We start from the raw sequence: 26,016 nt of genomic DNA on the forward strand, positions 1-26,016 counted from the left end.
TGTAAGGCTGTATATTTATATGCTAAACTTAATTTATCTCTTATTTGATTAATCTGCTGAGAGGAGAGTAGGTAAGATGAGTAGAGAAGAGCTCACCAAGATTATCCTGCCTGAGGAGAAGCTCCCCAAGTTCTGGTACAATGTACAGGCTGACATGCCCAATCCTTTAGCTCCCGGGTTAAATCCAAAGACTTTAAAGCCTCTTGCTCCTGCTGATTTGGAACCTATTTTTGCCCGCGAGCTTATAATGCAGGAGGTTTCTACGGAAAGATATATTGAAATTCCGGAAGAGGTAAGGGAACACTATAAGAAATACCGTCCTTCCCCTTTATACAGGGCAAGGGGTTTGGAAAAAGCGCTGGATACTCCTGCCCGCATTTATTACAAATATGAAGGGGTAAGCCCGGTAGGGAGCCATAAGCTTAATTCTGCTTTAGCTCAGGTTTATTACAATAAAAAGCAGGGCATTAAAAGGATAACTACCGAAACGGGAGCTGGCCAGTGGGGAACTGCTCTGGCTCTGGCCTGCAGGCTTTTCGGGCTGGAAGCCATGATATATATGGTAAAGGTAAGCTATTATCAGAAACCTTATCGCCGCTCTATTATGGAACTTTATGGCGGCAGGTGCGTACCGAGCCCAAGTGAACTTACCCAGAGCGGAAGGGATGTACTGGCTAAAAATCCTGACAGCCCTGGTACTCTGGCTATTGCTATAAGTGAAGCGGTAGAAGAAGCTTTAAAGAGGGATGACACCAACTATTCCCTGGGCAGTGTATTGAATCATGTATGTTTGCACCAGACGGTAATAGGGCAGGAAGTCAAAATGCAGCTCGAAATGGTAGATGAATATCCTGATGTAGTTATAGGCTGCTGCGGTGGGGGAAGCAATTTTGCCGGCATTGCGTTTCCTTTTATACCTGACAAACTGGCAGGCAAAAAAGTGCGGCTGGTAGCGGTAGAACCGGCTGCCTGTCCTACCTTAACCAAAGGCGTTTTTGCCTATGATTATGGTGATTCAGCTGGACTGGTACCGGTTACCAAGATGTATACCCTGGGCCATAATTTTACTCCTTCCGGCATTCACGCAGGAGGGTTAAGGTATCATGGAGAATCACCGCTGGTAAGCCAGCTTTATCATGACGGCCTTTTGGAAGCGGTAGCTGTAAAACAGAATCCTACTTTTGAAGCAGCCCTCCTTTTTGCCCAGCATGAGGGTATTGTGCCGGCTCCTGAATCTGCCCACGCAGTGAGGGTAGCGATTGATGAAGCTTTAAAGGCTAAAGAAGAAGGGGTTTCTAAGTGTATTGTATTTAATTTGAGCGGACATGGTTATCTGGATTTGTATTCCTATGATATGTACCTTTCCGGAGAAACCGAAGATATAGAATTTTCGGATGAAGAGCTGAGGGAGAGCCTTAAAGATCTGCCGCAAGTACCGGAAGAGTACAGGTAATATAAAAAGGGCAGCAGCCTTTACAGAGGGTGCTGCCCTTTTTGTTATCCAGCAACGATTTCGGTTATAAAGTGAGCAGGAATCAGTTCAAAACCGTCTTCCAGGTGGGGGGTAAATTCTGCCCTTGCTATTTTATGCGGTTCGCAAACTACATAGAGCGGCTTTTTGCTTTTAAAGGCTGTTTCTGCTGTGATGAAGGATGGATAGCCGTTTATCACCCTTTTATCAGCAAGGACGGTATCAGCTCCCAGCAAGACATAGTCAGCTTCAGGCAGGAAGGAAGGAATATTCTCATCAGGGATTATGTGTATGTTTAAAGGCACCCCTAGTTTCTCTGCCAATATTTCCCCGTAGGCATAAGAACTGCCAGGAGGAGAGGAGCGGGCGATTATTATGTCGAATTTTTTGCCTTCCCTGTATGCGGCTTTGATAGTTTCTGCTATCGTAGAGCTGTAGCTGCAGGTGGCCACGATAGATTTGTCCTTTATGAGCCTGGAACCTTTTTGTATAGTTTGTTTTTGTTTAATCATTGCCTGGCAGATGATATTGTCTGCTATGCAGGCAGCTTTTTTTCTCAGATCTGAAAAAGAAAGGGCAATATTTTCTTTCTGGTTTAACTCTTCTATATAATCAGAAACCAGATTATGGATGGAAACCATGCTGGGGCGGATGTTTTTAAGTTCTTCAGCCAGGCTGTTCATAGATTGGAGAAAAGAAATCCTGTCGGCAGCATCTATATCCAGGGCAGCTTTTTTCAGGATGTTAATAGCCTGCAGAGCCAGGTAGCTGGCTCCGTGGGTTTGGTCATTTTGCAGATCTATTATTTTCTGCCTTATGTTTTTCATTTAACCCTCTCCCAGGCTTCGTAAAGTCCGGGAACCGTGGGAAGGTCTTTTATTTTTTCCGGAAGCACCCACCTGAATTCGGTATGTTCCCAATCCAGCTTAAGTTTTTTAAGTTTAGTCAAGCGAAAGTGAAATGGATAGACTACCCATATGCGCTGCATTTTTTCGTCTGTTACCTTAAGGGGTTCCCCGGCTTTAACCAGTTCGTAGTCTTCTGCTTTAAGGCCTGTTTCTTCTTCCAGTTCTATCCGGGCCTGCTCGGATGGAGAATTGCCTTCTTCGATATAGCCGCTTATGCCTGCCCACTTGTATTGATAGGAGCTTACTTTGCTGCTTCTTTTTAGTATAAGAACTTTGTTTTCATATTCCAAAAAACAGGTTACCACATGACATTCCTGCATTTTCGCACCTCATTTTGTGATTATTATGAATATAAAGGCTTGTATGACTAATCTCTCTTGGGTTATATTATACCAATAAATATATGCGAAAGGGTTAAAATAGTTGTGTTCGATAAAAGACTGCTTGCCATAAGCCAGATGATCGTAAAAGGCCAGCCTCTGGCTGATATAGGGACTGATCATGCCTATCTCCCGGTTTACCTGGTAAAGAACGGGATGGTGCCCCGGGCTATTGCTACAGATGTGGCACAGGGGCCTTATTTGAGGGCAGTAAGGGAAATTGAAAAGGAAGGCCTTATGGACAGGATAGAGGTGAGAAAGGGAAATGGGCTTAGGGTAATAGAAAAAGGGGAAGTTTATAATGTGGTTATTGCCGGTATGGGAGGAGAAACGATAGCTTCTATTTTAGAGGATGATTGGGAAAAGGCAGAGAGTTTTGCCTGTTTTGTTTTCCAGCCCATGAGCAAGCCGGAAGCTTTAAGGCATGTGCTTGCTAAAAAAGGCTGGCCTATACTGGATGAAAAGGTAGTCATGGAAAATGGCAGGTTTTTTGTAATAATAAGCAGCAAGCCGGATAACAAGCCTTATTTTCTTTCTCCTCTGGAGGAGGAAATAGGGCCAGTTATTTTAAGATCTAAAGTGTATACTATGTTTTTGCGATATTATCTTAACAAATACCGGCTAATAGAAAGGGAATTAAGCAAATCAAAAGAGGCATATGAAAGCGGTTTGCTCCTAGAGTATGAGAAAAAAGTAAAAGAATTGGAGGAGGTTTTAAATGGCCAGGGTTAGGGATGTTGTAAAAATAATGGAAAAACATTTTCCCCTGCATTTGGCGCAAAAATGGGATAACTGCGGCCTGATGCTGGGGACGCTGGATAAAGAAGTCAAAAAGGTTTTGCTGTGCCTGGATTTAGATGGAGAGAACATAGAGAAAGTGATTGCTTATGGACCAGATCTGGTAATTACCCATCATCCTTTATTTTTTCGGGAATTTAAGAGGATTGATTACAGCAACCCACAGGGACAGCTTATAAAAAAGCTGGTGCAGCATGATATATGCGTTTATTCAGCTCATACCAACCTGGATGCTGCCGAAAATGGAGTAAATCAGATACTGGCCGAAATTCTTGGCCTTTCCGATATAAAACCCCTTTTTGCAGAAGTAAGCGAAAAGCTTTATAAGCTGGCAGTTTTTGTGCCTCACAGCCATGTGGAAGAAGTAAGAAGGGCAATAAATGGCGCTGGTGCCGGATATATAGGAAATTATTCGGACTGCAGCTTTCGCACCCCGGGAATCGGAACCTTTAAGCCGGGTGAAGGAACCAATCCTTTTATTGGAGAAAAAGGGAGGGTGGAGGAGGTAGAGGAGTACCGGCTGGAAACGGTAGTGCCTGAGAGTTTGCTTTCCTGTGTAATCGCAGCTATGCTGGAAGCACATCCTTATGAAGAGGTAGCTTATGATGTGTACCGGCTTGAGAACCAGGGAAAGATTTACAGCATAGGAAGGCAGGGATTTCTTGCTGAAGAGTCTGCCCTTGCGGATTATGCCAGGGAGCTAAAAAACAGGCTGGAATTAAAATGGTTAAAAATAGCCGGAAGCCCTGACAAGAGGATAAAAAAGGTGGCAGTAGTAGGGGGAGCCGGTATGAGCCTTGTTTCCAGACTGCCTTTTGATATTGACCTTCTTATAACCGGAGATGTAAAGTATCATGAAGCCAAAGAAGCCTTGAGCCGGGGACTGGCGGTGATTGATGCCGGACATCAGGAAACTGAAGAGATAGTGCTGCCTTATGTAGTGAACCTGCTTATAAAAGAGAGCAGAGAGCAGGGGCTGGAAATTGAATATATTTTTCTTAAAAATGAAAAACTTTTTTGGAATATTTAGTTTTTTAAAAAACAAAGAGGAATATAGCCAATTTTTATAGAATAAAAAATAAAAAATGCCATATTTCACACAAAAGGGGAAAAATATATGCTGAAAATACGGGTGGACAGCCTGAAACCCGGCATGAAGCTGGGAAAAGACATATTCACTTATGACGGCAAGCTGCTGTTAACTAAAGGCACCGTTATTTCCGAAGAACATTTAAGAAGCTTTGCTTCCCGCAATATAAGGGAAATATATATCATGGAGAGCACCCCCCAGCTTAAAGCCACCAAGAGTTTTGAAGAAGCTTTTGATGATTCGCTGGATGTTGTGAAATCTTTTATGCTGGAAGCCAAACTGGGGCAAAATCCTGACTACGGAGAGATCGAAAATTCGGTGGAAACCCTGCTGCAGCAGGTTTTCAGCATAACTGACATTTTTCGCCACATGCGGCTTATGAAAGAGAAAGATGACTATCTTTTTACCCATTCGATTAATGTGGCTCTCCTTTCTATACTTATAGGCAGGTGGCTTAAATGCTCCGAAGAAGAAATCCGCCTTTTGGGTATGGCAGGGATGCTGCATGATATAGGCAAAATTTATATAAGCAGTGATGTTTTAAACAAGCCAGGCAAATTGACTCCCGAAGAGTTTGAGGAAGTAAAAAAACACACTATATTGGGTTACAATCTGGTAAGCCAGAATGAAGACCTGAATGAAAACATCGCCAAAGCTGTTTTGATGCATCATGAACGGCTGGATGGCTCTGGCTACCCTATGGGTACTAAAGGTAAGATTAATTTTTATGCCGCAGTAGTGGCGGTGGCTGATGTTTATGATGCCTTGACTTCCAATCGCGCCTATGCGAGCAAGCTTTCTCCCTATACTGCTGCTGATATCCTGTGGCAGGAGTCTTTTGGCAAGCTGGATCCCAGGATTGCCAAGGTCTTTTATGACCGCATCACCAATTTTTATGTAGGCAATGAAGTAGTTCTTTCCAACAACAAGCGGGGAGTAGTTATTTATGTGGACCGGTGCAATCCCACCCGCCCTATTGTGATGGTGGGCGAAAATGAATTTATAAATCTGGCTGAAGAGCCTAATATAAGTATTATCGAAGTAATTGACTGATAGGGAACAAAAATCCCAGAAAACAGGCATTTTTATGTATAAAAGTATTATTTATATGGCAGAATGTTATTAACCTGGTTGTCTACAAAATTTTTTATAAAATTCTTTAAAAAAAATGGTTTTTATGCAGGAATTAAGCTTTTTTTGAGGAATCTAAATAATGGTTAATAAAATTAAAGGGAGGATTAAGCGTGAACAAAACGGAACTTGTGAAGGCTTTGGCGGAAAAGGCAGAAATGACTCAAAAAGATGCAGGTAAAGCTCTGGATGCTATGCTCGAAGTTATTCAGCAGGCTTTAGCTGCTGGAGACAAGGTACAGCTTATTGGATTTGGAAGCTTTGAGGTTCGCGAGCGCAAGGAAAGAAAGGTTATAAGCCCTGCTACTGGAGAAGAAATTGTGGTTCCGGCTACCAAAGTTCCTGCATTCAAACCGGGAAAAGCCTTGAAAGATGCCGTTGCGGTAGTGGAAGAAAAAAAGCCGGCAGCTAAAGGCGGCAAAAAAAGCTGCAAGAAGAAATAAGGCCTGAAAGTTTTGTTGACATAGTTATAAAGAGGGTGTATTGACACCCTCTTTTTTAGTTTCTGCTTTTTGTACTGTTGAGGTGCAGAATAGCAGCTTTTTGTACATATAAAATCATAAACAGGTAAATCTATATAAAGCAGGGATTTTTATACCTTTTAAGGAGGATTATATGTTCCCGTTCACAAGAAAGCGCAGGCGAGAAGAAGAAAAAGAACCTGTAAACCGGAATGACAAACAGGACCAGGTTAAATTACCCTGCCGGCTGGATGAAAAGGTAAATTTGCTGAAGCCTTACATAACCAAAAATGATGATATGGTGGGCAGGCCTTTCTTTCTTAAAGGAGAGCGGGAACTTAAGGCCTATATAGTGCATCTGGAAGGTGTTGTAGATAATATTAGCCTTTCGCAGGATATCTTGCGAAGCCTCATGTTTTATGCACGGGGAGAAGATTTAAGGGAAAAAGGCCTGGAATATGTAATTGACCATATATATAAAAACTGCCTTACAGTGACCCGGATTCAGAAAATAGACAATTTTTCTGACCTTATAAGGGCTGTATTTGATGGTTTTGTAGTTTTGTTTTTTGATGGGATAATGGAGGCTTTAAGTATTGATATCCGCAAAGTTGACAGGAGGAATGTGGAAGAACCTGTTCTGGAAAGGGCTCTGCGCGGTTCGAAAGAAGGTTTTGTGGAAAATATTGTAGTCAATACTGCCCTTATAAGAAGGCGGCTTAAAGACCCTAAACTGGTAGTAAAAAAATTTACGGCAGGAAAAAGAACGCGTACCGATGTCTCTTTGCTTTATGTAGAAGATATTGCTGATCCGGAAATAGTCAGAAATGTGAGTGAAAAGATAAACAAAATTGACATGGATGGGATTTTGGGAACTTCCTATATTGAACAGCTTATTGAAGACCATCACTATACCCCTTTCCCACAGTTTAAGACTACGGAAAGGCCAGACAAGGCCGTTATGGAGCTTTTGGAAGGCAAAATAATAGTCCTGGCTGATGGCTCACCTGATGCCCTTATCATTCCCAGCCTGTTTGCCAGCTTTTTGCAGGCATCGGAAGATTATGTAGAAAGGCCGGTTATAAGCTTTTATCACCGCTCGTATCGTTATTTGGCTTTTTTTCTGGCTGTATCCCTGCCGGCTTTGTATATTGCCCTTTTAAGCTTTAATCCTGAACTGGTACCGGTGCAGCTGCTCATCAGCCTGGCCCAGGGAAGGGATAAAGTGCCTTTTCCAGTAGTGCTTGAGGTTATAATCCAGGAGATTATAATTCAGCTGGTTATTGAAACTGGATTGAGATTGCCAGCTCCTATGGGACAGACAGTAGGAGTGGTAGCAGGTATTGTTCTGGGACAGGCGGCTATCGCTGCCGGGCTTGCCAGCCCAGCCATCATAATTATTGTTGCTATAACGACTATAAGTACTTTTGCTATCCCTAATTCGACGATGGTTTTGGCCAGCAGGATAGTGCGCATATTCATGATTGTCATGGCAGCTGCTTTCGGCATGTTTGGCTTTTCAGTGGGATGGTTTTTGCTGCTTACCCATCTTATAAGCCTGGAAAGCATGGGGGTACCTTATCTTGCGCCTTATGCCCCCATGCGCTACTCCGATTTTAAAGATTCTGTTTATCGTACTTTTATTTCCAGGATGCTTTTAAGGCCCGTTTCTATCCCGGTGCAGGATAAGGTGAGAAAGAGGCGAGAAAATGGATAACAGCAGGTTCGAAATCACCAGCAAACAGCTGATTTTTATGGTTGTAGGCTCCGAAATTGCCACCGGGATATTAAGTTTACCCAGAACATTAAGCGCTGAAGCCGGACAGCATGCGTGGATAGCAGTTATTGCAGGAGCTCTGGTACCGTTGACTTCTATTTATCTTATAAGCACTTTGTATAGAGGGTTTACTGATCCTGATTTTGTAAGTGTGAGCCGGATTCTTTTGGGCAAGGTGTTAGGCAATTTTCTGGTTATAACCTTTGTCTTATATATAATTTTTTTTCAGGGTATAGTTGTCCGTATTTTTGCCGAAATAACCAAGATTTTTTTGCTGCCCAGGACTCCGCTTTATATAATTCTTTTTTTCATACTTTTGCCCGTATATTATGCTGTAAGCAAAGGAGGCAGGGTAGTAGGGAGGTTAAATGAGATACTTTTCTGGATTCTTTTAATGAATCTGCTGGTGCTTTTGATTTTGATACCTTTAGGTGATTACACTTTGCTTTTGCCTCTGGGAGGGATAGATTATGCCGGTCTGCTTAAGGCAACCAGAGAAAGCTTTTACTCCTATACCGGTGTGGAAGTTTTACTGGTTTTATATGTGATGGTGGGAAAAGAGGAAGAAGTTTTTAAGGCTGCCGTAACTGGACAGGTTATAGTTGTAATTCTTTATCTTTTTACAGTTATCATATCGCTTTTGATTTTTGGCTTTGAATCTATTCAGTATCTGACCTGGCCGGTTTTAAATCTGTTAAGCGTAGAACATATAGCAGTCCTGGAGAGATTGGAAATCGTGTTCCTGCTCTTCTGGCTGGGTATTGGAGCCAGGCCGGCCATTAACCTCAGTTTGGCATGTAATTATTCTATTTACAGGTTTTTAGATTTTGCTTCAGATGGGTATTATGTTTTGATAAGTATTTTGACAGCTGCAGCTATATACTTTATTGCCATCTGGCCGGCGGATCTGCTGGAAGTTTTTAAGCTGGCCAATTATGCAGGCTTTTTGTTTCTATTTACTTCTCTGGGTTATCCGATTTTGTACCATATCCTGAAACTTATGCGCAAAGGCGTGATTAATGGTGAAAAGAAAGCTTAAGATATCCTTTTTGTTCTTATTTTGCTTTTTTTTCCTGTCTGGCTGTTTTGATGCGGAGGATATAGAAAACTTCAACATCCCCCTTATAGCTGCCTATGATGTGGCTAAAGACAGAAAAGAAGGGGTGGATGTTACCGTACTTTATCCCAATGTAGCCCAGAAAAACCGGGAGTTTGTGGAAAAGGTTTCCGGGAAGACCATTGGTGATACGCGAGCCAACAGAGGGACTAGATATCCCAGCACTCTGTTATTAGGGGATATACAGGTGGCTTTTTACGGAAAAGATTTGGCCAGAAAGGGTTTGGGACCTTATATTGATAATTATGTGCGCGATCCCCGCGTAAAAAAATCGTTGTTTATGGTGGTAGTTGAAGGCAGGGGGGACCAGTTTCTGGAAAAAGCCCATAAAATAAACCCTTATTTGGGATTTGAAATTCCCGGAGTGTTTACTTCCAAAAAGAAAAACCAGTTTTTTGCTACCACCACTTTGTATGACTTTTTTCATGCCGTTAATACTACCGGCAAAAACCCGGTAGCCTGCACCATGAAGGTTTTGCCTAATGGGCAGTATAAAGTAAATGGCACAGCAATTTTCAAAAAAGACAAAATGATAGATATCATAGGCATGGATGAAACAATCCCCCTTGTCCTGTTAAGAGGGGAAGAAGGCTGCTGCGGTTTTATTCCCTTTACGGTCAGGAAAGACGGAAAAGAAATAGATAAAGGAACGGTAGAGGTTAAAAGCAAAAGAAAAGTAAAAGTGGATAAGGAAGGAGACAGATTTGTTTTTTATATCAAACTGAAGATTGAAGGGCGGCTGGTGGAACATTATGCTTTAGACCGGCTTATCCTTGAGGATGAAAAATGCATAAGCGATATAGAAAAAGCCATGGAAGAAAAGATTGAGAAGGATGGCTTAAAATTGATTAACCGCATGCAGAATGAATGGAAGGTAGACTGTATCGACATAACCAAGTATGCCCTAGCTAAGTGGCGAGGTGAAATTAAGGATATGGTAGAGGAGGAAGCTTTTATTCAGAATGCCAATATCAAGCTTAAGGTAGAGGTTGACATCCCGTTCTGGGGGGCCAGCAGTTAAAAGGGGGCAAAATTTTGCCCCCTTTTATGCGATATTTATTATTTGTGCCAGCTAGTCGCGCAGGAGATCATTGGCAATAACCAGCCTCTGTACCTGGGCGGTTCCTTCAAATATCTGCATTATTTTGGCATCGCGGAAGTATTTTTCTACCGGGTATTCTTTGGTATATCCATAGCCTCCAAATATCTGAACCGCATCGGTTGCTACCTTCATGGCTGTATCACCGGCGAAGCATTTGGCCAGGGATGCTATCTGGGTAAAGGGAAGCCCCATATCCTGGCGGCTGGATGCTTCCAGATAGAGAAGGCGGGCGGCATGGATATACTGGGCCATATCAGCCAGCATGAACTGCACAGCCTGGAAGGAGGCAATCGGCTTGCCAAACTGTTTTCTTTCCTTGGCATATTTGATGGAAGCCTCCATAGCAGCCTGAGCTACCCCTACGGCCATGGCGGCTACTGAAGCTCGGGAAAGGTCTAATGTTTTCATGGCAATTTTAAATCCGTCGCCTTCTTTGCCCAGGAGGTTTTTGGCAGGTACGCGCACATCTTCAAATATTACCTGGGTGGTATTGGAACTTCTTATGCCCAGTTTGTCTTCTTTGGGACCTACCGAGATACCTGGGGTATTGCGATCAACCATGAAGGCGCATATTCCCTTGTGCCCCAGTTTTTTGTCCAGGGTGGCGAAAACTACATAAAGCTGGGCAACTCCTCCATTGCTTATAAATTGTTTGGTGCCGTTCAGGATATAGTAATCGCCGTCTTTTATACATCTGGTAGATAGATTGGCGGCATCGGAACCTGCTTCAGGTTCGGTAAGGCAAAAGGCAGCGATAGCTCCTTCATTTTGCATGCCGTAGAACCATTTTTTCTGTTCATGAGTTCCGGCAATCAAGACCGGATCAGCAGCCAAAAGAGTGCTGGCAGCCATGGTGGTGGCGATTCCGGCATCTCCGCGGGCAATTTCTTCAGTTACTATATTTTGTGCTACATGGTCAAGTCCAGGTCCTCCATATTCAGCAGGAACCCCTATGGTCATAAGTCCCAGCTCATGCATTTTTTTAACGGTTTCTTCAGGAAAGATGTTGTCTTTATCCCACTGCTGTGCATAAGGAGCAATTTCGTTATCAGCAAATTCGCGAGCCATTCTTCTCATCATTTCCTGTTCTTCAGTCAACCGGAAATCCATAAAATAAATCCCCCCATTTTTAAACTTAAATTTCTCTGGTCCAAATCGAAGCCATAGCTGGACCGCCGCCTACACATAGCGAAGCGCCGCCCAGGGTGGCTCCCATGCGTACCATCTGATAATACATGGAAACGATTATACGCAGTCCCGTACATCCAACAGGATGTCCCAGGGCAATGCCGGAGCCGTTAAGGTTGCATTTTTCCATATCAAGTTCTATGCCGTAATCTTCTTTGAGCATTCTTGCTACTCCCAAAAATTGCGCGGCAAAAGCTTCGTTTATTTCCCAGTACTCTATATCTTCAAATTTAAGGTTGGCCAATCTCAAGGCTTTAGGAATAGCGACTGCCGGGCCAAGTCCCATAAGCCTGGGTTCTACCCCTTCACTGCATATGGTTACCAGCTTCATTAATGGCTTGATCCCTAATTCCTCTGCTTTTTCTTTGGCCATTACAACGGCAGCAGCAGCGCCGTCATTTATACCGGAAGCATTGGCAGCGGTTACTACCCCGTCTTTTTTGAAGGCGGGAGGCAGTTTGCTCATGGCTTCCAGATTCGCGTCAGGGATCATGTGCTCATCTGTCTCATAGAGGATAGTTCCTTTTTTCGCTTTAATTTCTACCGGGACTATTTCATCTTTGAAGAAACCTTCTCTTACAGCGCGGGTTGCCCGCTGGTGGCTCATAAGGGCAAGCTCATCGCATTCGCGGCGGCTTATTCCATATTTTTCAGCTACATTTTCAGCGGTAATCCCCATGTGGCCAGGTACCATTACATCAAACAACCCATCATGAATCATGGCATCTTCAATGGTGCCGGCATTCATGCGGTAGCCCATACGGGCTTTGGGCAGCATGTATGGGACATTGGTCATGCTCTCTACACCTATTACCAGGGCTATGTCAGTTTTACCCAGCATTATATCGTTACATGCAATTTCCATGGCACGCATGCCAGAAGCGCAGTTTTGGTTGATATTTACCGCAGCGCTTCTTACCGGAAGTCCCAGGGCCATGGCAACCTGTCTGGATGGAAGAGAACCCTGCATATGAGGGTATACCTGTCCCATAGTAATTTCATCAATCATATCAGCCTTAATGCCTGCTCTTTCGATAGCAGCCTTGCCGACAGTTATAGCCAGTTCTTTGGCTTGTACATCTTTAAGGCTGCCCATGAATTTCCCTATGGCTGTCCGGCAGAGGCTTACCACAACAACTTCCCGCATTTTTAAACACCCCTCCCCTGTTGGTGATAAAAAGTTTTGTTAAATATGCATTGCTGCTCGTTAAATGTATATTAGATGGCAAGGTACAATTATTACATTATTTACAATTAATCTAAAATAAAAAATAAACTGAAAATTGCATCTTATTAACATGTTAAAACTGATGAAAAATTTTTACAACCAAAAAAATATAAGTGTTTGGGACAGTTTTTGACAAAAAGCCAGACCCTATGAAACGGAAATGTATAGTTTTATTTTTTAGTAGCATAATACTAATAGCCTTTAATATTTATGAGATAATAAAAGGGGGTAAAAAAATGGCCAAGAAGGAACAAAAAAATAAAGCTAAGCTGGAAAGCAAAAGCAGGCAGAAAATAGAACAGAGCAGCCAGACCAAAACGGAAGAAAGCAGCGAGTTAAAGTAGAAAAAAGACAAAAACGTACGCTTTTAATAAGCGTACGTTTTTTACATGTTTTAAGTAAGCAAATCTGTAAGCGGAGTTCTGTCGAGGATAGCCATCTATCTGGGATGCCAGTTGCCTGACACCTCAAGCGACCTAACCCGGGAACGAAGCGGGCCACTTCATAGTTCCCCTATTCGGTCTTGCTCCGGGTGGGGTTTACCTAGCCGTTTAGTCGCCTAAACGCTGGTGAGCTCTTACCTCACCTTTCCACCCTTACCACCATGCTGGTGGCGGTTTGTTTCTGTGGCACTTTCCTTGGGGTCGCCCCCACTGGACGTTATCCAGCACCCTGCCCTGTGGAGCTCCGACTTTCCTCAGGTATATATAAATATATACCCGCGGCTATCCGATTTGCTTACCACCTATTCTTTTTATAATTCCGCATAAAAATTATAATAGATATTAGGGATTTTGTAAAGAGAAGAAGATAATATTACGAAAATTGGTTCTTTTTTAAAATATTTATTTTTAGCAGGAAAAAAGAAAAATAAACAGAATAATAGTAGTGTTTAAAAATGTGTTTTGTTTATATTTTTAATATCAGGCTTGTATCAGGTAGGATAAAATTATAAAATAATTCCTAAAGAGAGGGGGGAACGGTTTTTATGGTATTTGGAGTAGAAGCTGCTCATGCGGGAAGTGCTGGTATATTTTCCTATCCAATAGTTGCTCTTCTGATAGTCATTTTAGCGATTGTAGTTTTCGTTAAATTCTGTGGATGGGCCAGGAATTTTTCTTTATCAAAAGGGGTAAAGAAGGCAGTTTATATTTTAACCGGTGTGGGACTGGTAGTATTTAACTATCTTTACTCAATGGGAAACAAAGCATATGCTGAGGGAGATTTTTCCCGGGCTACTCTGGCTTTAGTAGTATCATTGGTGTGGGTTTTAATCTTCTCTTTTGTATTAATGGCTGAAACCAAGGCTGAATAAAATTATTTTATACTGGAATTAGAGGCGGCTTTTGGCCGCCTTTTTGTATAAGTAATACTTGAAAATATTTTGTTTTAGGAGGCATTGATAATGCTTGAAACAGAAAAAGAGCCGAATAACAAAACTATATGCAGGGTGATTAAAAGATACCGAAAAGGAAAGGGAATAGAAGAGGAAGAAGATTGTATAATTCGTGAAAATAGCTATCAGGTGTGGGTTGACGATGATTTTTACGGAAGCTTTTACTGCACTCCTGAAGACTTGAAAGAACTGATAGTTGGTAATCTGGGTGTAAACAGAAAAATAAGGAGTTTAAGCGAAATTAAAGATATAATTATTAATGGCAATGAAGTGAAAGTATTTTTAAATGAATGTTTTAATTCCAATAGCTTTACTTTAAAAGGGGAAGGCTCTGATTTTTTTGTTTATGCTGAAGATGTTATTGATCTGATGGAAGCTCATCTGCAAATTTCTGAACTGCACAAAAGAACCGGGGCAGTTCATGTGATGAGCATCGCGGAAAAAGATGGTATTCTGGTTACCAAAGAAGATGTAGGGCGCCATAATGCGGTGGATAAGATTTATGGCTACTGTCTGTGCCATGATATAAGTCTTGATGATAAATTGCTCTTAAGCAGCGGCAGGATTACTCATGAAATATGCCTGAAGGCGTTTCATATGGGGCTGAAATTGCTGGTTTCCCGGGCAGCTGTAACCAGTATGGCGATAGAATTTGCCCTGAAGAACGATATGACTTTAATAGGTTTTGCCAGGGAAGAACGATTTAATATATATACAGGGGCAGAGAGGATAAAGCTTAAAGATTAAGAGCAGGTGGATTTTGTGGGAGAAAAGGTGAAAATAACGATAGTAAGCGGTGAAAAAAAGCAGGAATACTGGGCTTTAAGCGGTCAGGACGTATGGTCAATTTTAGCCTCCCATAACTTTGCCTGGGGTGACAATTGTGGGGGCAGAGGATATTGTGGCAAATGCAAGGTACGGATAGAAGGAGAGGTAAATGAATTAACCCCTGCTGAGCAGGAAAAGCTGCTTCCGGATGAGATAAGAAAAGGTGTAAGGCTTGCCTGCCACTGCCGGGTAGAGGGAGATACTTCCATATACATAGAGGAAAGTGAAAATTTAAAACCTGATAAAGCTGATTTTGAATTTTCCCCTGCGCTGGCTGAAGATGATGAAACGGTAAAGGTAGTAGATTTTTTTATATCTGGCCTTGACAATTATGCTCCTGTCCCTATTTATGACCGGCTGGTTAATGCTCTGCACGGTTATGAGATGGGCTTGCCTGTTGATAATTTAAATGAACTGATTCTGTTTGATAGGGTCGGGCGTCCGGCTATAGAACTGCAGGCACTGATTTTTGACCATAAAATAGTTAAAAAAATAGATAAGAAGATAGAAAAAATTTATGGTATTGCTCTGGATTTGGGAACTACCAGCCTTTTTGCAGCTCTGGTGGACCTGGAAGAAAAAAAGATAGCAGGCATAACTTCCAGAGCAAATATGCAGAGGATTTATGGTGCTGACATAATCTCACGGGTAAGCTACTGCCTGGAAAATAAAGATGGACTTGCTAAAATGCATCAAATACTGGTAAATAACATTAACAGCATGATAAAAGACCTGGCAGAAGAGAATAAGATATCATCAAAGCAGATTTATAAAATTACGGCGGTCGGCAATCCGGTAATGCTCCATTTTCTGGCTGGGTTAAATGTTAGAGGCTTTGCTTATGCTCCCTATACCGGTATTTTCAGGGGAAGCATGAGGTTGAGGGCCGGCAGGCTGGGGATTAATGTTAATGAGGAGGCGGAATTATTAATACTTCCCCAGATAGGGGGTTTTGTAGGAGCAGATACCGTAGGGTGTATTTTAAGTTTGGAGCCTGAGCCTCCCTTAAAATACCTCCTGGTTGATATAGGCACCAACGGGGAAGTGGTTCTGGCCTGTGGCGACAAAATGTGGGCAGCTTCGGCTGCAGCAGGGCCGGCTTTTGAGGGAGGCAATATTACAAGCGGCGGAAGAGCGGAAAGGGGAAGTATAAACAAGTTCTATCTGGATAAAGATGGGTATTTGAGGTTTACCTCTATAGGCGGGGAAAAGGTAAAGAATATCTGCGGTTCAGCTGTAATAGACCTGGTTTCCTGTCTTTTGTCAGCGGGGTATATTGATGAAAGGGGAATAATTACCGAAAAAGCGGCCGAAAGGCTTAAATTGACAGAAGGCAGCCGGGGAAAAGAAATTGTAATATGTGATGACATAAAGAGAGTAAAGAATAACCCCGTTGTATTTAACCAGGAAGATATAAGGCAGGTACAGCTGGCCAAAGCGGCTGTAAGAACAGCGATAGACATTCTTATGCACAGGGCAGGCATAGATAAGGATGATCTTGATTATGTACTGCTGGCTGGAACTTTCGGTACTTATTTAAATCCTGCAAACTGCGTGAATATAGGCCTTCTTCCGCGGATTGCGCTTTCCAGGATAAAAAATATTGGCAATGCCGCAGCAAAAGGGGCGGTTATGGCATTGGTCTCCTCTAAAATGCTTAAAAAAGCTGAAGAAATAAAGGATAGGGTGGAATATGTTGAACTGGCTCTGGACCCCCATTTTGAGAGCAGGTTTATCGAAAATCTTAATTTTTAGATAATAAGGCGGCTTTAAAGCCGCCTTATGCTTTAATGAAGTTTTTGTTTTCGGCATAACGGGAAAGCCTTGATATTATGAGAGTCATGATAAGATAGAGGGCTCCCAGCACTGTATAAGCCTCAAAAGAACGCAAGGTGGTAGAATAGATTTGCTGACCTACCCGGGTAAGTTCCACAACTGCCAGTACGGAAACTAAGGAAGAATCTTTCAAAACAGCAGAAAAACAATTTACCAGAGGAGGAACAGCTATTCTTATAGCCTGGGGAAGTATTATATACTGCATGGTCATTACATGGTTCATGCCCAGAGCGCGGGCTGCTTCATACTGCCCGCTGTCTACTGCTGCAATAGATGCGCGCACAAGTTCACATACATAGGCGCCTGTATTTAAAGAAAGGGTTATTATACTGGCCTGCAGGGGAGTAAACTTTATACCTATTTGCCCCAGACCGAAATAGATGAAAAAAAGCTGTACCAGAAGAGGTGTACCCCGGAAAAGTTCCACATAAGCAGTCAAAATATAGTTTATTAAACGGTTTACAGGTGATGAGCGGATAGTTCCGCACACCGTACCGATAACAGTCCCCAAAAACATCGATAAACTGGAAATGTATATGGTGTACAGCAGCCCTTCGATAATAAGGGGAAACCAGTTTATTATTATGGTAAAGTCTACATTATACACGCCTTTTTAGCTCCTTTGCCCCGGCAGAAATATTTCTTTTCTGCCGGGGGAGGGATTTATGGTAATGGTTATACAGAAAGCCATTTTTTGATGAGCTTGTCATAAGTTCCGTCCTGTTTGATGCGAGCTAAAGATTTATTTACAGCTTCCAGCAGCTGGGTATTGTCTTTTCTCACTACCATCACAATTTGTTCGGGATTAAACGGTTCGCCTACGATTTTGTAATCTTCCCCCATTTTTTTGATGTTGTGTACTGCATAGGGGTAGCCGATGATCACAGCATCAATTCCGCCCTGTTTGAGATCCATGAATTCATCAGGGGGCAGTTTGAATTTTTTAAGTTCTTTGAACCCTATTTGTTTATTTAGCTCTTCAGCAGCCATTTCATCTGCGGAACCAAGCTGTACGCCTACTACCTTGCCGGCCAGGTCTTCTTTCGATTTGATCTCATCGTTATTTTTTAACACTACGATAGAAGAGCCGAGTTCATAATATGGATCGGAAAAAGCGACAGTCTGGCCGCGGGCTTCACTGGCACCGAAACAGGTGATAAGTATATCATAATCGCCTTTTTGCAGGGAAGGTACCAACCCTTGCCAGTCAGCATCTTTAAATTCAACTTCCAATCCCAGGTCCTTGCCTATTTCTCTGGCCAGGTCAACATCAAAGCCTATTATTTCTCCTTTTTCATCCCGGTATTCAAAAGGAGGCCAGGTAGCACAGAAGCCTACTATAAGTTTACCTGGTTCTTTGGTGGGAATTTTGGAACTCTCGGTTGCCGATTTATTTTCTTTTTGCCCACAACCGGCTATCATTCCTGCTGCCAGGACAACAACCACAAGCAATATAAAAAGGGGATTGTTTTTAATCTCTCTTAACATACAATTACTCCTCCTTATAACTGGTTTTGGATAAATTGCTTGACCTCATCCATGGATGAAATGGGGTTTTCTTCATCAATGCCTTTAAAAGGAAGATGGATTCCTGCTTTTTGAGCGCTGGTTTTAAGGTGTTGCATGAATATGCCGGCACCTTGAACCATTTTGTAAGGCTTATCTTCGGGATTGCCTTTCCAATCTCCGCTGCAGGTAATATTGACTCCGCAGGAAGGGCTGCCGTCAATTCCTATGACTCCCAGTACTTTATAGCCGTTTCGGGTGTACTCTTTAACTTCTCTTATTACCATTTCTGATATATTTAAGCAGTGCTGGTGGTAAAAAGGGTTATCATACTGTTCTATTGTCTGGCTCCAGCGTTTTAAGCCGTGTGAAGTCAGTTCAGGGCATGGGAGCTGATATACAGCAATTCCTGAGGATAGTAAAAATGATATTAGTTCGGAAAGACATCCTTCATAAAGGGCTAATCCCTCCACTTTTGCATTAGCATTTAGAAGACAGTGTGCAAGCAGGATTATTTTCCTCCCCCGGAGCAAAAACATTCACCTCCTCTGGTTAGATACTGTTTAGGAATGAGCCGGTATCATTATAACATGATCATTTTTATTATTATAATGAAAAAAAGTTATACATAATTCGTAAGGATATTAAGAATGAAAAATAATAATAATTTTAATTATTTAAAATTAGAAAAATGGTTTTCAAAAGGAAAATTATATTTTGATGAAGAATAAATACTATAAAGGGTCTATTAATGAAACAGGAGGTTAAAATTATGCGGCTTAAGGACAAGGTGGCTGTAATTACCGGAGGGGGTACGGGTATCGGCAGGCAGGCGGCTATCGATATGGCTCTGGAAGGGGCAAAAGTGCTGGTGGCTGGCAGAAGGCCTGATCCTCTAAATGAAACGGTGGCTGAAATCAGGTCTAAAGGGGGAGAAGCGGTAGCCTGCCCGGCTGATGTAACCAAACTGGAAGATATAAGGAAGATGCGGGAAGTGGTGGAAAAAGAATGGGGAAGGCTGGATATTTTAGTCAACAATGCGGGTTCTGCCATGATAAAGCCTTTTCTTGAAATTACCCCGGAGGAACTGGATTATACTTACCAGGTTGATTTAAAGAGCGTATTCATGGTTACTCAGGTTATGGTTCCCCTTATGCTGGAAAGCGGGGGAGGAAGCATAATAAATATTTCTTCTATTCTGGGGGTTCTGGGGACCAAAAACCAGTCAGCCTACTGTGCCATGAAGGGCGGGGTGGTTCAGCTTACCCGCGCGCTGGCTGCGGAATTGGGACCGAAAATAAGGGTAAACTGCCTGTGCCCTTCCCACATTGTAACTCCCATGCTGCAGCCTATGATTGACCATCTGGAAGCCAGCGGGAAAATGGATAAGCTTATAAAACTTTTCCCGATGAAGAGGGTAGGCTATCCTGAAGATATGAGCCCAGCGATAGTATTTTTTGCCTCTGATGAATCGAAGTGGCTTACGGGAAATATTTTCATGATTGATGGAGGCCTTTCCTGCTACTGTTAAAGGCTTAACTGCGGTGTATGATAAGAAAGCCGGGATGTTCCCGGCTTAAAATATTTTTACAAAATGCACCTGGCGGTTTTTAAAGGTGGCGATATGTGTTATGTTAAGCTCTTTTAAAAGCTGGTAAGCTGTAGTGAAGTGAGAACATAAATCTTCAGTTTGATGCGCGTCCGAGCCTATGGTTATTATTTCTCCTCCCAGCTCAAAATATCTTTTTACTATGGCGGCCTGGGGGTGAAGCTGGTTAAGCTTATAGCGGTATCCGGAAGTGTTTATTTCAATGCCTGAACCATTGGCGATGATTTTTTTAAGTATTTCATCGATTATATCCTTATAGTCAGCATAGCATAAGGTTTTTTCGGGAAAATCCCCATAGCGGACGATAAAGTCCAGATGCCCGTATACATCGTAATTATTGAACTGCTGAACAGCTTCCAGGACATTTTCAAAGTACCTGCGGTAAGCCTCATCCTGTCTTTTGGCTTTGAAAAAATCACCGGTATAGAAATCAAGGCGATCAGCCATATGGGTGGAGCAGATGACAAAGTCAAAAGGGTAATGCCGCAAAACTTTTTCTATATTATCCCTGACATGGGGCTGGTATCCTACCTCTACTCCCAGTACCAGGTTTATTCTTCCCTGGTATTGTTTTTTTAGTCTGCTGAACTCTTCTATGTAAACATCATAGTCTATAGCTTCAAAGCTGGGATCAGGGTAGTCGAAATCTACATGGTCAGTAAAGGCTATCTCCTTTAGGCCAAGGCGGATAGCTTTTTTTATCATTTTTTCCATGGGAGCATTGCAGTCTCCAGAAAAGCTGGTGTGTACATGGTAGTCTGCGTAGAATGACATGGCTGAACCTCCAGTAAGAATTTTTTACAAACTAAGACTATCTTTCCCTATTTTACTTTTCTCTATTTATAAATGCCAGATTAATCTAGCATTTTGCTTGATTAAAATTTGTATAAGTGGTTAAATAACAAATTAGAGGAAATAAAGCGGCTTAAAAAGGATAAGAGAGCATAGGAAAGGGGAAAATAGAATAATGAGCAGTATAGCTGTGCTTATTATCAGTCTGGGAGTTATTCTGGTAGGAGCAGAAGTATTTGTAAACGGTGTGGAATGGCTGGGCAAAAAGCTTGACCTTTCAGAAGGGGCAGTAGGGAGTGTTCTGGCAGCAGTAGGAACAGCTCTGCCGGAAACCATGATTCCGCTGATAGCTATTTTGTTCGGGCATGGCGACGCAGGACATGAAATAGGGATAGGAGCTATTCTGGGAGCACCTTTGATGCTTTCTACCCTGGCTATGTTTGTGGCTGGCATATCGGTACTGGTTTTTGCCGGCAAAAGAGAGAACGGCAGGACAGTAGTGGCTGATTATGAAACGATGTCCCGTGATCTGGGATTTTTCCTGATTGTATTTACGGCAGCGGTTTTGACTGGTTTTATACCCCCTGAGCTTCGCCACTGGCAGCTTATAATTGCCGGTTTTATGGTTGTTTCTTACGCCTATTATTTATATGTGCTGGTAAGTGAAGAAAGGGAAGAGGAAGCAGATCACAACCTGCCTCCCTGCTATTTCGACCGCAGAAGCGAATCGCCTGCTTTAAGCAGGATAATATTGCAGGTTGTGGCAGCTTTGGCCCTCATAGTCTGGGGAGCCAATCTTTTTGTGGGTTCTGTCAAGGAAATTGCGGTTATGTATGGAGTGCCTGCCTTTATACTGGCTTTGATTATAGCTCCGGTCGCTACCGAGCTTCCGGAGAAGTTCAACAGCATTATCTGGATTTCCCGGGATAAAGATACGCTGGCACTGGGGAATATTACTGGCGCTATGGTGTTTCAGAGCTCCCTTATACCGGCTATCGGGATTTTCTTGACTGACTGGCAGCTAAAAAGCGGCGGCATGTTTTTGGCGGCGGTGCTTGCTCTGGCTTCAGCCGGGCTTATACTTTTTGAGCTCAGGAAGCGCAAGGTTATCAGTGCAGGCATTCTGGTCCTGGGGGGGCTTTTTTACGGTATATTTATATGGGCAGTGGTACAGGGCATTATAAGATAGGAGGTTAGAATATGAACATAGAACAGAGGCTTAGTGAACTCGGAATAATCATACCGGAAGCTGCCAGGCCGCTGGCTGCTTATGTGCCGGCTCTTAAAGCAGGTGAATTTGTTTACATTTCAGGACAGCTTCCAGTTAAGGATGGAAAACTGCTTTACAGCGGCAAACTGGGAAGGGATTTATCGGTTGAAGAGGGTAAGAAAGCAGCGGAAATTTGCCTTATAAACTGTCTGGCTGCCTTAAAAAGCTGTATAAACTCCTGGGATGAAGTGGCAAGGATAGTAAAGATAACCGGGTATGTGCAGAGTACAGATGATTTTCAGGAACAGCCGCAGGTTATAAATGGCGCTTCCGAACTTCTTATAAAGATTTTTGATGAAAAAGGGGTACATGCACGGGCGGCTGTGGGGGTAAACGCTCTGCCTTTAAATGCTGCCTGTGAAATAGAGATGGTTGTGCAGGTGAAAAGTTAGGAAAATAAACAGTTTTCTATCAAGAAAAAAGGGGGCTTACCTTAAAGTGAGTCCCTTTTTTATATTTTATATATAATTATTAAGCAACCTGGGACAGATTGGCTTCAGCCTGTTTGGGATGTCTGCGGTAATAGAGCTTGTAGGCAATTTGCCATCTTTTCTTTTCATCAGCACGTTTTTGAGCCAGATAAGCCTGCAATAAAGCGTGTTTTTCCCGGGCTTTTTTCTCTATGATTATGGTGGCAACGTATATGGCTATATAGATGGCTCCTTTAACTAAAAAATAGACAAATGTGTAAAAAAGGAAAACATGCTGCATTTCTGTCATCCTAAATTCCCCCTTTCTTTCGGGCCAGCTGGGTTTCTTATTCGCTTATGACTCCAGATAGACCCTCTTGAATACATAAAGCATACTTAAAGTTCCGGTTATCAATGATAATCCTATGGCGATAGCGGCTACTGCAGTTAACATATGAATCACCCCCCACTGTAATACAACATAACATACTATTATCTTAATAACATAATAACATAATATGTTAACATAACCAAATTAGCAAAAAAGAGAAAATAAATATATAAATGAGAATTTTCAATATATTTTCCTGAAACAGGCAGAAACAAAAAAATTAAGCCCGGATGTTTTAGCATCCGGGCTTAACTAAATTGGAGACTATTCAGATTTAGTTTCTTCATCCAGTGGCAGTGAACCTTTCTTTTCAAATTCTTTACGCCATTCTTCCAAATAATCTTCAATTAATTTTCTCACCAGGCGTGATTTGGTGGTAGCTTGGTCCGCACAGGCGAAACGAAGCTCACGGTCAATTTCTTCAGGTACTACTACCGAAATATACTTCATCTCCTACTTCCTCCTTTCATTAATAAAATTTCCGTTCCTCTTCCTATATAAGATTTTAATATGATATTTTGCTGTATACAATTTATCTAGAGTATTTGGCGGTTAATAAGGTTTCTTTCGTAATTTATATGGTATGAATTTCACATTTTGTTATTGTATTCACAAAAGCAATCTTTTTTGTTTATTATAACATACGATATTAACCTCTTAAAATGGGTTATTTGCATGATATTATTTTAACATGATTATGTTATAACGTAGTTTTCAGGAACTAACAGTGTCAAATATGCTTGAATTTTGATTATACAGGAATGTTTTAAGTCTGATAAAGAAAAAAATCACAAGATAAAAACAAACTAAGATATTATATTTATACTATATTTTAAATTATAAAAATTGAATTTTTATTCATATAACATATAGATAGTATACAGTATAATTTAGGTATAGAGGATTTACAAAAAGGCAAAAAAAAATAAGAATTATTCTATAAGTAAAGGGGTAAAAACCAAGGGGGGAATGAAAATGTATGAAATAGTTGAAAAGTCAATATTGGCGCCAGGCATAAAGTTGTTTGAGATTTATGCCCCTTTGATATCCAGAAAAGCAAAACCTGGACAGTTTGTTATTGTGCGCAAGGATGAATGGGGGGAAAGAATTCCTTTAACTATTGCAGACCATAATCAGGAAAGTGGAACTGTAACTATTATTTTCCAGGAGGTAGGACGTTCCACCCTGGAACTTGGCAAGCTGGAGAAAGGAGATAAGGTATTAGATTTTGTAGGACCTCTGGGAAAAGAGTCGGAAATCGAGAATTACGGAACAGTTGTATGCATAGGCGGAGGGGTAGGGGTTGCTCCTTTATATCCAGTAACCAGGGCTCTTTACGAAAAGGGAAACCGGATTATTTCTATTATTGGAGCCAGGAGTGCTGAGTATCTCATATGGAAAGATAAGATGGAAAAAGTAAGTGAAGAACTCTATGTTGCCACTGATGACGGCAGTCAGGGGGTAAAAGGGCTGGTTACTGATGTATTAAGAGATGTGATGGGAAAAAATGATATAGATAGGGTAATAGCTATAGGACCTTTGCCGATGATGCAGGCAGTTTCCGAATTGACTAGAACCAGGGGGATAAAGACCATTGTGAGCCTTAATCCCATTATGCTTGATGGCACAGGTATGTGTGGAGCCTGCCGGGTGCAGATAGGAGATGAGACTAGATTTGCCTGTGTTGATGGACCAGAATTTGATGGACATCTGGTAGACTGGGAAAATGCCAAAAAAAGGGCGCGTATGTTTATAGACGAAGAAAGGGAAGCTATGCGTGCGAACATTTGCAGCTGCCGGAATGGAGGTGCGGCGGGATGCCACGGGAAATAGTAAAAAACAAGTACCCTATGCCTCTTCTGCCTGTAGAAGAGAGGATTAAAAGCTTTAAGGAAGTTGCTCTAGGTTATACAGAAGAATTGGCCTTAAAGGAAGCGGAGAGATGTCTGCAGTGCAAAAAGCCCATGTGTGTGGAGGGATGCCCGGTAGGGGTAGATATACCTGCTTTTATAAAGCTTATTCTGGAAAAAGATTATATGGGCGCTGCGGCCAAAATCAAAGAAAAAAACAGCCTTCCTGCTATATGTGGCCGGGTTTGTCCTCAGGAAAACCAGTGCGAAAAGATGTGTGTGCTTGGCAAGAAAAATGAACCGGTGGCTATTGGCAGATTGGAAAGGTTTGTTGCTGATTATGAGATGGAACACGGGTGCATAAAGATTGAAAAACAATCTTCAACGGGCAAAAAGGTTGCCGTTGTAGGCTCTGGCCCAGCAGGACTTACCTGTGCCGCTGAGCTGGCTCGCAGGGGACATGAGGTTAAAATATTCGAAGCCTTACATATTCCAGGCGGAGTACTGGTTTATGGTATACCTGAATTTCGTTTGCCCAAGCGAATTGTAGCTAAGGAAATAGAAAATATTAAAGCTATGGGAGTAGAGATTGAAGTAAACAGTGTTATAGGCAAACTTTTAACTATTGATGAGCTAATGGAAGATTATGGGTATGATGCTGTTTTTATAGGCACAGGGGCTGGGCTGCCTTATTTTATGGACATTCCAGGAGAAAACCTGAATGGTGTTTATTCTGCCAATGAATTTTTAACCCGGGTGAATTTGATGAAAGCTTATGATTTTCCTAAGCATCTTACTCCTGTGAGAGTGGGACGAAAGGTGGCGGTTATTGGCGGTGGCAATGTAGCTATGGATGCAGCCAGGACAGCGTTAAGGCTGGGGGTGGAAGAATCCTATATTATTTATCGCCGAACGGAAGCGGAAATGCCAGCTAGATTGGAAGAAATCGAACATGCCAAAGAGGAAGGGGTTAAGTTTGTATTCCTGTCCTGCCCTGTTGAAATATTAGGTGATGAAGAGGGCAGAGTTAAAGCTATGGTATGTCAGAATTATGAATTAGGTGAGCCTGATGAGTCAGGGCGAAGAAAGCCCATACCTATTACAGGATCAGAATATGTTATGGAAGTAGATACAGTTATTATGGCTATAGGGCAGGGGCCTAATCCTCTGATTGCTGCTACTACTGAGGATTTGGCGACTAACAGGAGAGGAAATATAATAGCTGATGAAAAAACCGGTGCCACCTCCAGGCCTGGGGTTTTTGCAGGAGGAGATATTGTAACAGGTGCTGCCACAGTTATTTTGGCAATGGGTGCTGGCAAGAGGGCAGCCCAGAGTATAGATGAATATTTAAGAAACTTATAAAAATGAAAGACTTATGAATACAATATATCTTTTGCTAAGCTATTTACTTTATCCCTATAAAATTTATAATTTGAAAATATAAAAACATATTATGAATATTCCAAAGGGGGAA

General features: G+C 42.0%; 26 protein-coding genes and 1 other RNA gene. 16 read left to right on the top strand and 11 right to left on the bottom strand.

The window, feature by feature from the left end:
• The first annotated feature begins 76 nt into the window (after positions 1-76).
• Positions 77-1,453: a TrpB-like pyridoxal phosphate-dependent enzyme gene (locus ACZ42E_RS03045; protein WP_464892986.1), complete on the top strand. Its 1,377-nt coding sequence runs from the start codon at positions 77-79 to the stop codon at positions 1,451-1,453.
• 44 nt (positions 1,454-1,497) lie between these two features.
• On the opposite strand, the gene ACZ42E_RS03050 is transcribed toward ACZ42E_RS03045, so the two are convergent.
• Together ACZ42E_RS03050 and ACZ42E_RS03055 are read right to left on the bottom strand one after the other, a co-directional pair.
• A complete protein-coding gene (locus tag ACZ42E_RS03050; RefSeq protein WP_464892987.1) occupies positions 1,498-2,298 on the bottom strand; it encodes an eIF2B alpha/beta/delta subunit family protein in 801 nt (266 codons plus the stop codon).
• Positions 2,295-2,699, bottom strand: coding sequence for an NUDIX domain-containing protein (locus ACZ42E_RS03055; protein ID WP_464892988.1), 405 nt, complete (start codon positions 2,697-2,699; stop codon positions 2,295-2,297). Before ACZ42E_RS03055 ends, ACZ42E_RS03050 begins: the two co-directional genes overlap by 4 nt.
• Before the next feature lie 105 nt (positions 2,700-2,804).
• Here ACZ42E_RS03055 and ACZ42E_RS03060 point away from each other — a divergent pair, with 105 nt between their 5' ends.
• From ACZ42E_RS03060 to ACZ42E_RS03090, 7 genes are all read left to right on the top strand, one after another.
• Positions 2,805-3,491, top strand: coding sequence for a tRNA (adenine(22)-N(1))-methyltransferase (locus ACZ42E_RS03060; RefSeq protein ID WP_464892989.1), 687 nt, complete (start codon positions 2,805-2,807; stop codon positions 3,489-3,491).
• Complete coding sequence (locus ACZ42E_RS03065; protein ID WP_464892990.1) at positions 3,478-4,587, top strand: Nif3-like dinuclear metal center hexameric protein; 1,110 nt, start codon at positions 3,478-3,480, stop codon at positions 4,585-4,587. The genes ACZ42E_RS03060 and ACZ42E_RS03065 overlap by 14 nt, the downstream gene beginning before the upstream one ends.
• An 87-nt stretch (positions 4,588-4,674) precedes the next feature.
• Entirely contained in the window at positions 4,675-5,700 is a 1,026-nt protein-coding gene (locus tag ACZ42E_RS03070; protein ID WP_464892991.1) for an HD-GYP domain-containing protein, read from the top strand.
• 191 nt (positions 5,701-5,891) lie between these two features.
• On the top strand, positions 5,892-6,221 hold the full coding sequence (locus tag ACZ42E_RS03075; RefSeq protein WP_073091636.1) for an HU family DNA-binding protein: 330 nt from the start codon (positions 5,892-5,894) through the stop codon (positions 6,219-6,221).
• Positions 6,222-6,393: 172 nt separating this feature from the next.
• A complete protein-coding gene (locus ACZ42E_RS03080; RefSeq protein WP_464892992.1) occupies positions 6,394-7,956 on the top strand; it encodes a spore germination protein in 1,563 nt (520 codons plus the stop codon).
• Entirely contained in the window at positions 7,949-9,055 is a 1,107-nt protein-coding gene (locus ACZ42E_RS03085; RefSeq protein WP_464892993.1) for a GerAB/ArcD/ProY family transporter, read from the top strand. The genes ACZ42E_RS03080 and ACZ42E_RS03085 overlap by 8 nt, the downstream gene beginning before the upstream one ends.
• A gap of 10 nt (positions 9,056-9,065) precedes the next feature.
• Positions 9,066-10,154: a Ger(x)C family spore germination protein gene (locus ACZ42E_RS03090; RefSeq protein WP_464892994.1), complete on the top strand. Its 1,089-nt coding sequence runs from the start codon at positions 9,066-9,068 to the stop codon at positions 10,152-10,154.
• Between the two features lie 51 nt (positions 10,155-10,205).
• Here the strand turns inward: ACZ42E_RS03090 and ACZ42E_RS03095 are convergent, their stop codons facing one another.
• From ACZ42E_RS03095 to rnpB, 3 genes are all read right to left on the bottom strand, one after another.
• Complete coding sequence (locus ACZ42E_RS03095) at positions 10,206-11,345, bottom strand: acyl-CoA dehydrogenase family protein (protein ID WP_464892995.1); 1,140 nt, start codon at positions 11,343-11,345, stop codon at positions 10,206-10,208.
• Positions 11,346-11,370: 25 nt separating this feature from the next.
• On the bottom strand, positions 11,371-12,570 hold the full coding sequence (locus ACZ42E_RS03100; RefSeq protein ID WP_464892996.1) for a thiolase family protein: 1,200 nt from the start codon (positions 12,568-12,570) through the stop codon (positions 11,371-11,373).
• Between the two features lie 476 nt (positions 12,571-13,046).
• An RNA gene (rnpB, locus tag ACZ42E_RS03105) (RNase P RNA component class A) lies at positions 13,047-13,392 on the bottom strand.
• Between the two features lie 247 nt (positions 13,393-13,639).
• On the opposite strand from rnpB, the gene ACZ42E_RS03110 reads away from it, so the two are divergent.
• From ACZ42E_RS03110 to ACZ42E_RS03120, 3 genes are all read left to right on the top strand, one after another.
• On the top strand, positions 13,640-13,966 hold the full coding sequence (locus tag ACZ42E_RS03110) for a hypothetical protein (protein ID WP_464892997.1): 327 nt from the start codon (positions 13,640-13,642) through the stop codon (positions 13,964-13,966).
• A 90-nt stretch (positions 13,967-14,056) separates the two neighbouring features.
• Positions 14,057-14,794 carry a formate dehydrogenase accessory sulfurtransferase FdhD gene (fdhD, locus tag ACZ42E_RS03115; protein ID WP_464892998.1) on the top strand — a complete coding sequence of 246 codons (738 nt, stop codon included), beginning with the start codon at positions 14,057-14,059 and terminating at the stop codon, positions 14,792-14,794.
• Between the two features lie 6 nt (positions 14,795-14,800).
• Positions 14,801-16,630 carry an ASKHA domain-containing protein gene (locus tag ACZ42E_RS03120; RefSeq protein WP_464892999.1) on the top strand — a complete coding sequence of 610 codons (1,830 nt, stop codon included), beginning with the start codon at positions 14,801-14,803 and terminating at the stop codon, positions 16,628-16,630.
• 25 nt (positions 16,631-16,655) lie between these two features.
• Here the strand turns inward: ACZ42E_RS03120 and ACZ42E_RS03125 are convergent, their stop codons facing one another.
• The 3 genes from ACZ42E_RS03125 to ACZ42E_RS03135 form a co-directional block, all read right to left on the bottom strand.
• A complete protein-coding gene (locus ACZ42E_RS03125; protein ID WP_464893000.1) occupies positions 16,656-17,318 on the bottom strand; it encodes an amino acid ABC transporter permease in 663 nt (220 codons plus the stop codon).
• A gap of 68 nt (positions 17,319-17,386) precedes the next feature.
• Positions 17,387-18,199: an ABC transporter substrate-binding protein gene (locus ACZ42E_RS03130; RefSeq protein ID WP_464893001.1), complete on the bottom strand. Its 813-nt coding sequence runs from the start codon at positions 18,197-18,199 to the stop codon at positions 17,387-17,389.
• 14 nt (positions 18,200-18,213) lie between these two features.
• Positions 18,214-18,750 (bottom strand): CD3072 family TudS-related putative desulfidase, encoded by a 537-nt coding sequence (locus tag ACZ42E_RS03135; protein ID WP_464893002.1) that lies wholly within the window; start codon positions 18,748-18,750, stop codon positions 18,214-18,216.
• A gap of 239 nt (positions 18,751-18,989) precedes the next feature.
• On the opposite strand from ACZ42E_RS03135, the gene ACZ42E_RS03140 reads away from it, so the two are divergent.
• Positions 18,990-19,748: an SDR family NAD(P)-dependent oxidoreductase gene (locus ACZ42E_RS03140; protein ID WP_464893003.1), complete on the top strand. Its 759-nt coding sequence runs from the start codon at positions 18,990-18,992 to the stop codon at positions 19,746-19,748.
• A 45-nt stretch (positions 19,749-19,793) separates the two neighbouring features.
• On the opposite strand, the gene ACZ42E_RS03145 is transcribed toward ACZ42E_RS03140, so the two are convergent.
• Positions 19,794-20,600, bottom strand: coding sequence for a histidinol-phosphatase HisJ family protein (locus ACZ42E_RS03145; protein WP_464893004.1), 807 nt, complete (start codon positions 20,598-20,600; stop codon positions 19,794-19,796).
• A 193-nt stretch (positions 20,601-20,793) separates the two neighbouring features.
• Here ACZ42E_RS03145 and ACZ42E_RS03150 point away from each other — a divergent pair, with 193 nt between their 5' ends.
• Entirely contained in the window at positions 20,794-21,807 is a 1,014-nt protein-coding gene (locus ACZ42E_RS03150; protein WP_464893005.1) for a sodium:calcium antiporter, read from the top strand.
• Positions 21,808-21,818: 11 nt separating this feature from the next.
• A complete protein-coding gene (locus ACZ42E_RS03155) occupies positions 21,819-22,280 on the top strand; it encodes a RidA family protein (RefSeq protein ID WP_464893006.1) in 462 nt (153 codons plus the stop codon).
• A gap of 79 nt (positions 22,281-22,359) precedes the next feature.
• Here the strand turns inward: ACZ42E_RS03155 and ACZ42E_RS03160 are convergent, their stop codons facing one another.
• Both ACZ42E_RS03160 and ACZ42E_RS03165 read right to left on the bottom strand, forming a co-directional pair.
• On the bottom strand, positions 22,360-22,608 hold the full coding sequence (locus tag ACZ42E_RS03160) for a hypothetical protein (RefSeq protein ID WP_464893007.1): 249 nt from the start codon (positions 22,606-22,608) through the stop codon (positions 22,360-22,362).
• Positions 22,609-22,953: 345 nt separating this feature from the next.
• Positions 22,954-23,139 (bottom strand): ribbon-helix-helix domain-containing protein, encoded by a 186-nt coding sequence (locus ACZ42E_RS03165; RefSeq protein ID WP_073091480.1) that lies wholly within the window; start codon positions 23,137-23,139, stop codon positions 22,954-22,956.
• A 525-nt stretch (positions 23,140-23,664) separates the two neighbouring features.
• On the opposite strand from ACZ42E_RS03165, the gene ACZ42E_RS03170 reads away from it, so the two are divergent.
• Together ACZ42E_RS03170 and gltA are read left to right on the top strand one after the other, a co-directional pair.
• Entirely contained in the window at positions 23,665-24,522 is an 858-nt protein-coding gene (locus ACZ42E_RS03170; protein WP_464893008.1) for a sulfide/dihydroorotate dehydrogenase-like FAD/NAD-binding protein, read from the top strand.
• Positions 24,507-25,904, top strand: coding sequence for an NADPH-dependent glutamate synthase (gene gltA, locus ACZ42E_RS03175; RefSeq protein ID WP_464893009.1), 1,398 nt, complete (start codon positions 24,507-24,509; stop codon positions 25,902-25,904). Before ACZ42E_RS03170 ends, gltA begins: the two co-directional genes overlap by 16 nt.
• Positions 25,905-26,016: the final 112 nt, after the last annotated feature.

Source organism: Thermosyntropha tengcongensis, assembly GCF_055381335.1.

Coding starts and splice junctions, on each gene's coding strand:
- ACZ42E_RS03045 (WP_464892986.1), top strand. CDS start 77: ATGAGTAGAGAAGAGCTCACCAAGATTATCCTGCCTGAGGAGAAGCTC.
- ACZ42E_RS03050 (WP_464892987.1), bottom strand. CDS start 2,298: ATGAAAAACATAAGGCAGAAAATAATAGATCTGCAAAATGACCAAACC.
- ACZ42E_RS03055 (WP_464892988.1), bottom strand. CDS start 2,699: ATGCAGGAATGTCATGTGGTAACCTGTTTTTTGGAATATGAAAACAAA.
- ACZ42E_RS03065 (WP_464892990.1), top strand. CDS start 3,478: ATGGCCAGGGTTAGGGATGTTGTAAAAATAATGGAAAAACATTTTCCC.
- ACZ42E_RS03070 (WP_464892991.1), top strand. CDS start 4,675: ATGCTGAAAATACGGGTGGACAGCCTGAAACCCGGCATGAAGCTGGGA.
- ACZ42E_RS03080 (WP_464892992.1), top strand. CDS start 6,394: ATGTTCCCGTTCACAAGAAAGCGCAGGCGAGAAGAAGAAAAAGAACCT.
- ACZ42E_RS03085 (WP_464892993.1), top strand. CDS start 7,949: ATGGATAACAGCAGGTTCGAAATCACCAGCAAACAGCTGATTTTTATG.
- ACZ42E_RS03095 (WP_464892995.1), bottom strand. CDS start 11,345: ATGGATTTCCGGTTGACTGAAGAACAGGAAATGATGAGAAGAATGGCT.
- ACZ42E_RS03100 (WP_464892996.1), bottom strand. CDS start 12,570: ATGCGGGAAGTTGTTGTGGTAAGCCTCTGCCGGACAGCCATAGGGAAA.
- ACZ42E_RS03110 (WP_464892997.1), top strand. CDS start 13,640: ATGGTATTTGGAGTAGAAGCTGCTCATGCGGGAAGTGCTGGTATATTT.
- fdhD (WP_464892998.1), top strand. CDS start 14,057: ATGCTTGAAACAGAAAAAGAGCCGAATAACAAAACTATATGCAGGGTG.
- ACZ42E_RS03130 (WP_464893001.1), bottom strand. CDS start 18,199: ATGTTAAGAGAGATTAAAAACAATCCCCTTTTTATATTGCTTGTGGTT.
- ACZ42E_RS03140 (WP_464893003.1), top strand. CDS start 18,990: ATGCGGCTTAAGGACAAGGTGGCTGTAATTACCGGAGGGGGTACGGGT.
- ACZ42E_RS03145 (WP_464893004.1), bottom strand. CDS start 20,600: ATGTCATTCTACGCAGACTACCATGTACACACCAGCTTTTCTGGAGAC.
- ACZ42E_RS03150 (WP_464893005.1), top strand. CDS start 20,794: ATGAGCAGTATAGCTGTGCTTATTATCAGTCTGGGAGTTATTCTGGTA.
- ACZ42E_RS03155 (WP_464893006.1), top strand. CDS start 21,819: ATGAACATAGAACAGAGGCTTAGTGAACTCGGAATAATCATACCGGAA.
- ACZ42E_RS03160 (WP_464893007.1), bottom strand. CDS start 22,608: ATGACAGAAATGCAGCATGTTTTCCTTTTTTACACATTTGTCTATTTT.
- ACZ42E_RS03165 (WP_073091480.1), bottom strand. CDS start 23,139: ATGAAGTATATTTCGGTAGTAGTACCTGAAGAAATTGACCGTGAGCTT.
- ACZ42E_RS03170 (WP_464893008.1), top strand. CDS start 23,665: ATGTATGAAATAGTTGAAAAGTCAATATTGGCGCCAGGCATAAAGTTG.
- gltA (WP_464893009.1), top strand. CDS start 24,507: ATGCCACGGGAAATAGTAAAAAACAAGTACCCTATGCCTCTTCTGCCT.